This window comes from Methanobrevibacter sp. (assembly GCF_045120835.1).
GTDB lineage: Archaea > Methanobacteriota > Methanobacteria > Methanobacteriales > Methanobacteriaceae > Methanocatella.
This window is the reverse complement of the sequence record NZ_JBGVFE010000019.1, coordinates 1-7,866: the sequence shown is the minus strand read 5'-3', so window position 1 is coordinate 7,866 and position 7,866 is coordinate 1. Positions and strand designations below refer to the sequence as shown.

The following is a 7,866-nucleotide window of genomic DNA, read 5'->3' as shown; positions in this document are numbered from 1 at the left end:
TTGATAAAAATGCCAAATGTCAACAATCCAAATAGAAACTACGGTACATATAAAATCAAATCTTTTGAACTTGAATACGGCAAGGTCATTGAAGATGTTGATGTTGAATATGCCACATCAGGAACCCCGAAATATGACGATGAGGGATACATAACCAATGCGATTGTTTATTGTTCAAGTTATAAAGGACCGGTTTCAATTTTAGTGGAAGCTTATCATAGTTTTATAAGCGGATCATACTTGGATAAAGATAATTTATTTATTATAATGGTAAGGGACTTTGGGCTGCCGGATTCCTATTCGCCGTCCACATCAAAATTAAAGCAGAATTTCCCGGAATATAGTTTTTTGGATATAGTTAACTATAAAAGACAATTCATTTTTGAAAAATTCAAGATTCGTAAATTTCTTGGAATAATTGGAGAAGAGCTTGGCGGATTTCAGGTTTTCACCTGGGCATGTGAATATCCGGATGATATGGATTTCATATTGATTTTAAATAGTGATTTTAAATGTTCGGGTTATCGATATATTCTTACTAAAGGTTTTGAAGCTCTTATTGATTCTATTGAAGAATATAATGCCGAAAAGTACAGTGTTTCACTGTCTAAAGCAGTTGTTGCAATCTTCACATTTTTATTTTCCCAATCACAGCCTCAAGAAATTTTCAGCAAATTATCGACTGATGAGATTGAGATATTCCTGGAGGAATTTGTTGATGAACGTCTGACAACAGACATATATGACTTTAATTTAAGGAACAATGCAATCTTAAACTATGATGTCGAAGACAAGCTTGAAAACATTAAGGCTAAAACTTTAATAATTTATTGCGATAACAGTATCCTATTCCATCAGCCTGCTGATTTTGACACATTAAAAAGATCCATTAAGGATTTAAAGATACTTTCCTTCAAATCAACTAAAAAAGATTTTTATGATGAGGAGGATTACTCCAAAATAGGTTCAGAGATAATTTCATTTTTGAATGAATATATATGATTACAGATTATCTGCAATCAGTCCAAAGAGTTCCTTGGTTTTATCGGTGGATGTCCTTTCTGAGATATCTTCAGGAATCTCATAAACGAATGTTGGATATCCTGCCTGTGCAATCGGTTTTGAGACAAGCACTGCTGATGTTGATTTGTATGTTTCCTTGCCGGTAACAGGATAATAGTTGAAATCACTTGTATTGCTAATTTTTTCTGCTATGCCTACAGATGCATCATCCATTTCAGGTGTAGCAAGATAGAACCATTCGCCATAATCAGGATTGTGTGAATGGCTGATAATTACTGCATCGGCATCAGATGTGGTTACATGAGGATTTACATAATCATGAACAAGACTTTCGCCATTTGCCCTGCCCTGTTCGTAATCCTGTGGGCTTTCGGTTACGGTTACCTTATAGCTTATTATCTTTACGTCGTCCCTCATGAATTCCCTTGCGGCCTGAATTTCTGGTTCAATGGACAGTGTTTCCCTTGGATGAATTCCTGTTATCAGGGCAATGCATTTTGTTGCATTTTCATTTCCGGCAATTCCCACTTCAACAGTGCCTATGCTGGTATTTCCGATTGTTTTGTAGGTGATTTCATTGTAACTGGGTGTTTCAAAGTAGATTATTCCACAAATGACACACACTAGCACTGCAATGAGAATTATCTTATGGGATTTTTTCATATATTGATATTTATAGTTTAAACATAATAAATCTATATGAGGTAAAAGATATTTTACACTAACCTATATTAAATTTAATGGTTAAAGTTTTAATTAAGTGTGATTTTTATGAGTTTTTTAGACAAGTTAAGGCGCAAGAAATGGAAAGACAAGGATCCTAAAATCAGATTGAAAGCCGTAGAACAGCTAAAAGATGAAAATATACTGGCTGAAGTTGCATTAAACGATACTCAGGAAGATATTAGAATTGCGGCTGTTGAGCGCATTACTGACAATAACATTTTGGGAGACATTGCTAAGTCAAGTGAAGATGTTGATATTCAAATGAAAGCAATCGAGAGAATCAATGATGATGATATCCTAAACGATTTTGCCAGAAACAATTTTAATAGTGATATTTCCAAATTGGCACAGAACAATATGACTGATGAGGATATGCTGACCGATTTGGCTATTAGCGACGAATCAGCATACAACCGCCTAATGTGCATTGAAGACATAACCGATGAGAATGAACTTGTAGAGATTACACAGAATGATGAAAGCGCTGCCGTGCGCCTTGAGGCCGTAAAAAGTATCAATGACGAGGGCATTTTGGAAAGAATTGTAAAAAGCGATGAAAATGCTGCCGTTCGTCTTGAAGCCGTAAGAAGCCTCAACAATGAAGAGATATTGGCTGATGTTGCAGTCACCGAAAAGCATGAAACAGTTGCAATGGAAGCAGTCGGCAAAATAAAAAGCAAGAACCTGTTGGAAAATATTTGTAAAAATGCCCGAATCTATTCAATACGTCTTAAGGCCATAAAAAGTATTGATGATGAGGACGTATTGAAATATGTTGTTGAAAATGATTCCGAATCATGGGTCAGGCTGGAAGCATGTGAAAAGATCGCTGATGAGAAGTTCCTCACAGCTGTTGCAAAATCCGATGATGACACGTTGGTACGCGAACAGGCATTGAGTCAGGTCAATAATGAAAGTCTTTTGGCTGATATTGCAAAGGAGGCAGAGCATTCAAACATATCTCTTGAAGCTCTTAAAAGAGTATATAATGAAGATTTGCTTGAAGACGTTGCATTATACGCATTGGATTTCTGGGTAAGGGTAGAGGCAATCAAAAGAATCAGCAATGAAGGAGTTTTGATTGAACTAGCAAAAACAGACAAAGACCCTTGGGTCAGGGCAGAAGCGGTTAAAAACGTCACCGATGAAATCGTCATTGAAGACATTGCCCAGCATGACAGGAATTATGCCGTCCGTCTTGAAGCCGTCAAAAAAATGGATGATGAGATTATTCTGGAAGACATTGCAGTAAATGATGAAAACTTCCATGTCCGTCTTGAGGCAGTTAAGAAAATCAACAATAAGAACCTTTTAATGGATATCGCTCAGGATGCTGATGATTCCTGGATTCGTCAGGATGCCATTTCAGGTGTTGACAATATGGATTTGCTGGTCGATATTGCCCAAAACGATAGGGATCCATGGGTTCGCCTTGATGCAGTTAAAAAAATCGATGACCAGGATATTCTAATGGATATTTGTCGAAACGACAGGAATTACTATGTCCGTCTTGAAGCTTTAAAGAAAGTTGACAATCAGGAACTCTTTATATATCTTGCAGAAAACGATTCCCATCCCTGGGTTCGCCGTGAAGCATTCAGCAGAATAGAAAATGATGAGGCAAACACCAGTCTGGTTATAAGTCTTGATGAAAAAGATGTTGATGATGCCAGGGCCAATGAATTATACCTCAAGGTAACCAATTATGAGGAAAGTGAATTTGAACGTGAAAAATACGTTGATGATATTGTCGATGAAAAGATTTTAAGACTGCTTGCAAAGGACAGGTCATTGTTTGAAATCAGAAAAAGGGCTATTGAAAAAATCCACAATCAGGAATTTCTCAAAAGCCTCTATCATGAAACTCCCGAAGGTCATATACGTTTGGCAATAATCGCCAACATAACAGATGAGGAGTTTTTGCATTTTGTCTACAATAACGACTTGGACATTTCAGTTGCAAGACAGGCACAGATTCAATTGGGTGAAGATGATTTTGGATTTAATTTATAGCATTGAAGAGTAGTTTAAAATATAGTTGTTGATAAAAACTATTAATTTAATCTATCATGCATTTCATTACTGATGGTCATATGTCATTTTAATTTAAATTAAAACAGATGGTATATATGAAATGCATTTAAAAATTAATTATTGATGAATTATGGGAGATCAAAACATGGATTATGACGTTATTTATATTGGAAGTGGAAATGCTTCCTGGCAGGGAGGCAGATTTTTAAGAAAAGCTGGCCTTAAAGTATTGATTGTTGAAGAAAGCCTATATGGAGGGACCTGTGCAAACAGGGGATGCAACTCAAAGGCAATAGTTGACGCACCATATGAGATTAAGGCTTTGGGCGATAATTTTGAGGGCATTGGAAAATCAGGCGAATTTGATGTTGACTGGACTGAACTGATGAAATACAAACGTCAAAGAATTGCAGGAATGTCAATATTTCTGGATGGTAAATTTAAGGAATACGGCCTCGATGTGGCTCACGGAAAAGGGGTAATTCTAGACGAACACACAGTTCAGGTTGGCGAGGATACATTTACAACAGAAAAAATTGTAATCTGCACAGGTTTGAAACCGGTAATTCCGGATATTCCAGGAAAGGAATACCTCCATGACAGCAATGACTTTCTCGACATTGACGCGCTTCCAAAGCATGCAATCATAATCGGTGCCGGATTTGTTGGAATGGAATTTGCATCCATTCTTGGCGAAGCAGGGCTTGAAGCCGATGTAATCATAAGGGGAGACATGGCCTTGAAATACTTCCATCAGCCCTATGTTCAGAATGTAATTGAAATACTCAAAAAGAAAAATATCAGATTCCACTTTGGCCAAAGCGTTAAGGAAATTATAAGCAATGTTGAAATTGACAATCCCGAAGCAAAAGTATCAAATATTGAAAATGCAATGAACAGTGATGAATATCTAAGGGATCCCGACACAAAAATTGACAATATGGCCTATGAAAACGGATTCACAGTTAACTGCGACAGCGGATTGAGCATAACAGGCGATTATGTAATAGCGGCTATTGGAAGAACCGCAAATGTAGAGGATATCGGCCTTGAAAATGTTGGATTGACCTATACCTCCAAAGGAATCAAGGTAAATGACCACCTGCAGACCGATGTGAAAAATATCTATGCGTCAGGAGATGTGGCAGATACTGGAATTGCAAAGCTTGTAACCGTTGCCATACATCAATCCAAATATCTTGCAAAGGAACTGTTGGGAAAAGCAGATGCAATAACCTATCCCGCAATACCTGCAGTGGCATATACAATACCAAGAATTGCAACCGTTGGAGTTCCGGCATATGTTGGTGAAAAAAGTGATGAATATGATGTCCATACCATAAGATACGGAAGGTCCTACTCTGCGGTGCTCAAAAATGACATGACAAGTGAGGCAAAGGTGATTGTTGACAAGGACCTGCAGATTGTTGGTGCCGAGATATATTCTCCGGAGGCCGAAAACGTGGTGAACATGTTTGCATTTATCATCAACAAAAAAATAAGCCTGGAAGAGCTTGACCATATGATTTACGCATTCCCTTCAAGCAGTTCAGTCTGTCTGTATAAGCTACATAAAATTCATTACAAATTTTAAACACACATTGGTTGGTTGATTTGGATGAAAAAGAATGAATATCTCACAAGAGAGTCAGAAAATGATGCAGATAGTGACAATACATACCAAACTACATTTAAAGTATCACAGACACCTAAAATCAATCAACTTATAAATGAATCCAGATTTGATGATGCCCTTTCCTTAATAAACAATATATTAAAAAGCGAGGATGATTGGAGAAATTGGAATCTTAAGGCCATCATTCTTGATAACCTGTCTCGCTATGACGAGTCGATTGAATGCTATAACCTGGCATTGACCTTAAATCAATCCGTGCAGGTTAAAATCAACAAGGCGAATACCTTATATAAGTATGCTAAAGTTACATTTTTCCCTGAAGGCAATTATGAAAAGGCTCTTGATTTGATTGACCAGTCTCTGGATATAATGCCTGAAAGTGAAGATGCATCTGAATTACATTTTTTAAAGGCAGAGATTTTGGAAGCTCTTGGACGTCTTGGAGATGCCCAAAAATCCTACCTGATTGCCCATAAGGAATTTGATAAACTGGATGAGTTGGAAAGGCAAATGGACTATCTGGAAAACACAGATGACACTATAGTTAACATCACTGGAAGTTACTTTTATGATTTCACCCCCTCCCAAGGGTTGATTGTCGATTTGATGAAAGAGGAGGATAACGAACATGACAGTGATGCAATAGCAGTGTGTCTTGATGGTGAAAAAATAGGTTATGTCGCAAACAGCGAATATACTCTGATGGATGGGGCAAATAGTGCATCACAGATAAAGAATAAGATTGGAGATAACGCCAAGGCTGAAATACTGTTCGTTTATCTACAGGAATATGTCGTTGCCAAAATCATCTAGATAACTTCAAAATCAATTAGCCTTATTTGATTGGAAATCAACTTGGGATCGTCATCGATTTTTTCAGACAGTTTTGTTGTGATGTACTTTTTGTTGTCATCTGCAAATACTGTAGCCATAGTCAGCTCATCGCTGTTCATAAGCACTCCTGCAAGGAAGTTTGCTCCGCTTGAAATTCCAATGCCCAAACCGAATTTACTGGATATTCTTTTGGACATGTTAATGGCATCACAGTCATGAATCAGAACAATGTCATCAATAATGTCCTGCTCAACAATGCTTGGAATGAAGTCATCGCCAATGCCTTCTATCATATGGGTTCCCTCTTCCATGCCCATTTTAAGGATGGACAGTGTTGAAGGCTCCAAAGCAAATATCTTTGAGTTAGGGTTGTTGTCTTTTAGCCTTTTGCCGATTCCCATCAATGTTCCTCCGGTTCCGATTCCTGAAACAAAGGCATTGACATTGGGCACAGCATCGAGAATTTCCTTAGCGGTTGTCCTGTATTGGGCTTCGACATTCAATTCATTGTCGAATTGGAGTGGCCGGTATGCATCATGCCTGTTGGCAAATTCCTCTGCAAGCTCCAGAGCTTTTTTGAATCCTCCATCTTCCTTTGAAACAAGATGGACATGGGCACCATACATTTCTATAAGCTTTCTTCTCTCAAGGGATACCCAATCGGGCATGAAAATATGAACATCATGGCCAAAAAGAGCCCCTATGGCACTAAAGGAAATTCCAGTATTTCCGCTTGTAACCTCTACAATTGCCTGACCCTCTTTAAGCTTGCCGTTTTCACGCTCTTTTTGAAGGATATATAGTGCAATTCTATCTTTAATGCTTCCGGAATAATTGTAATATTCAAGTTTGGTGTATATGCTATCTAATTGTCCTTCAAATTCATAAGTAATCTTTATCATTGGAGTATTGCCAACTAACTTCTCAATATTCATAACATTCCAACCAATCTAATGATATAACATTATTATATATTATTCTAATTATAAAAATACTTTATTATCCATCGCATTTTTCATATTGTCAATTAAAATCAATGGGAAATCATACAACCAGATGTAAAAGGTCAAAAAATTCAACATGTACAAGTTTACACGAAACAACTTACGTCCCGCTAAAAAAAAGAAAAAATCAAAGCACTGTCTGTGCTGGTCAACATCAAATTAAGAGAAAAAAAACTTCCACTGCAACACGTTGCCGCATTCCAATTAAGAAAAATAGCTTAAAAGCTATTCTTCTTTTTTCATTTTTTTAAAACTGCGATATAATCCATCTTTCTTCTTATGAATGGTATCCAGGTGAAGAGTTTTGTTATCGGCTTGAACTTGTTCATGCCGTCAAAGAGATTCACGTCACGAATCCATTCGAAGTCTGAATTCAGTTTCAATAATTCTTGGCCATTCTGAACTCCCCATGTGAATTGGGAATCTGTCTCCTCTACTGATATTTCCCTTACGTTTTCCACTGAAGTCGGAGGCATTATCTCTACGAATACTGTGCAGTGCCTGAAATTGTCTGATATTATTTTCAGTATTTCTGAGACATCATCCTGCTGAAGATACATTGTCAATCCTTCGATAATTATTAAAACATTTCCGCTTTCTATTTTTATA

7 protein-coding genes are annotated in these 7,866 nt (G+C 37.2%); 4 read left to right on the top strand and 3 right to left on the bottom strand.

What is annotated here, in order from left to right; all coding sequences use genetic code 11:
• Positions 1-1,002 (top strand): hypothetical protein (locus ACJMLO_RS02130; RefSeq protein WP_405293462.1); only part of this gene is annotated, 1,002 nt, incomplete at its 5' end.
• On the opposite strand, the gene ACJMLO_RS02125 is transcribed toward ACJMLO_RS02130, so the two are convergent.
• Positions 1,003-1,686 carry a hypothetical protein gene (locus ACJMLO_RS02125; protein ID WP_405293460.1) on the bottom strand — a complete coding sequence of 228 codons (684 nt, stop codon included), beginning with the start codon at positions 1,684-1,686 and terminating at the stop codon, positions 1,003-1,005.
• A gap of 108 nt (positions 1,687-1,794) precedes the next feature.
• Between ACJMLO_RS02125 and ACJMLO_RS02120 the strand changes: the two genes are divergently transcribed.
• From ACJMLO_RS02120 to ACJMLO_RS02110, 3 genes are all read left to right on the top strand, one after another.
• Positions 1,795-3,762 carry a HEAT repeat domain-containing protein gene (locus tag ACJMLO_RS02120; RefSeq protein WP_405293458.1) on the top strand — a complete coding sequence of 656 codons (1,968 nt, stop codon included), beginning with the start codon at positions 1,795-1,797 and terminating at the stop codon, positions 3,760-3,762.
• 166 nt (positions 3,763-3,928) lie between these two features.
• Complete coding sequence (locus tag ACJMLO_RS02115) at positions 3,929-5,377, top strand: dihydrolipoyl dehydrogenase family protein (RefSeq protein ID WP_405293456.1); 1,449 nt, start codon at positions 3,929-3,931, stop codon at positions 5,375-5,377.
• Positions 5,378-5,401: 24 nt separating this feature from the next.
• Positions 5,402-6,232 carry an HIRAN domain-containing protein gene (locus ACJMLO_RS02110; RefSeq protein WP_405293454.1) on the top strand — a complete coding sequence of 277 codons (831 nt, stop codon included), beginning with the start codon at positions 5,402-5,404 and terminating at the stop codon, positions 6,230-6,232.
• Here ACJMLO_RS02110 and ACJMLO_RS02105 read toward each other — a convergent pair.
• Together ACJMLO_RS02105 and ACJMLO_RS02100 are read right to left on the bottom strand one after the other, a co-directional pair.
• The gene (locus tag ACJMLO_RS02105) at positions 6,229-7,188 is read right to left on the bottom strand and encodes a PLP-dependent cysteine synthase family protein (RefSeq protein ID WP_405293452.1); all 960 of its coding nucleotides are present in this window, start codon (positions 7,186-7,188) and stop codon (positions 6,229-6,231) included. The genes ACJMLO_RS02110 and ACJMLO_RS02105 overlap by 4 nt on opposite strands.
• Before the next feature lie 308 nt (positions 7,189-7,496).
• Positions 7,497-7,866: hypothetical protein (locus ACJMLO_RS02100; RefSeq protein ID WP_405293450.1), on the bottom strand; the 370-nt coding region annotated here is incomplete at its 5' end.

Excerpts from the sequence above, each read along its gene's own strand:
- ACJMLO_RS02125 (WP_405293460.1), bottom strand. The coding sequence starts at position 1,686 with ATGAAAAAATCCCATAAGATAATTCTCATTGCAGTGCTAGTGTGTGTC.
- ACJMLO_RS02120 (WP_405293458.1), top strand. The coding sequence starts at position 1,795 with ATGAGTTTTTTAGACAAGTTAAGGCGCAAGAAATGGAAAGACAAGGAT.
- ACJMLO_RS02115 (WP_405293456.1), top strand. The coding sequence starts at position 3,929 with ATGGATTATGACGTTATTTATATTGGAAGTGGAAATGCTTCCTGGCAG.
- ACJMLO_RS02110 (WP_405293454.1), top strand. The coding sequence starts at position 5,402 with ATGAAAAAGAATGAATATCTCACAAGAGAGTCAGAAAATGATGCAGAT.
- ACJMLO_RS02105 (WP_405293452.1), bottom strand. The coding sequence starts at position 7,188 with ATGAATATTGAGAAGTTAGTTGGCAATACTCCAATGATAAAGATTACT.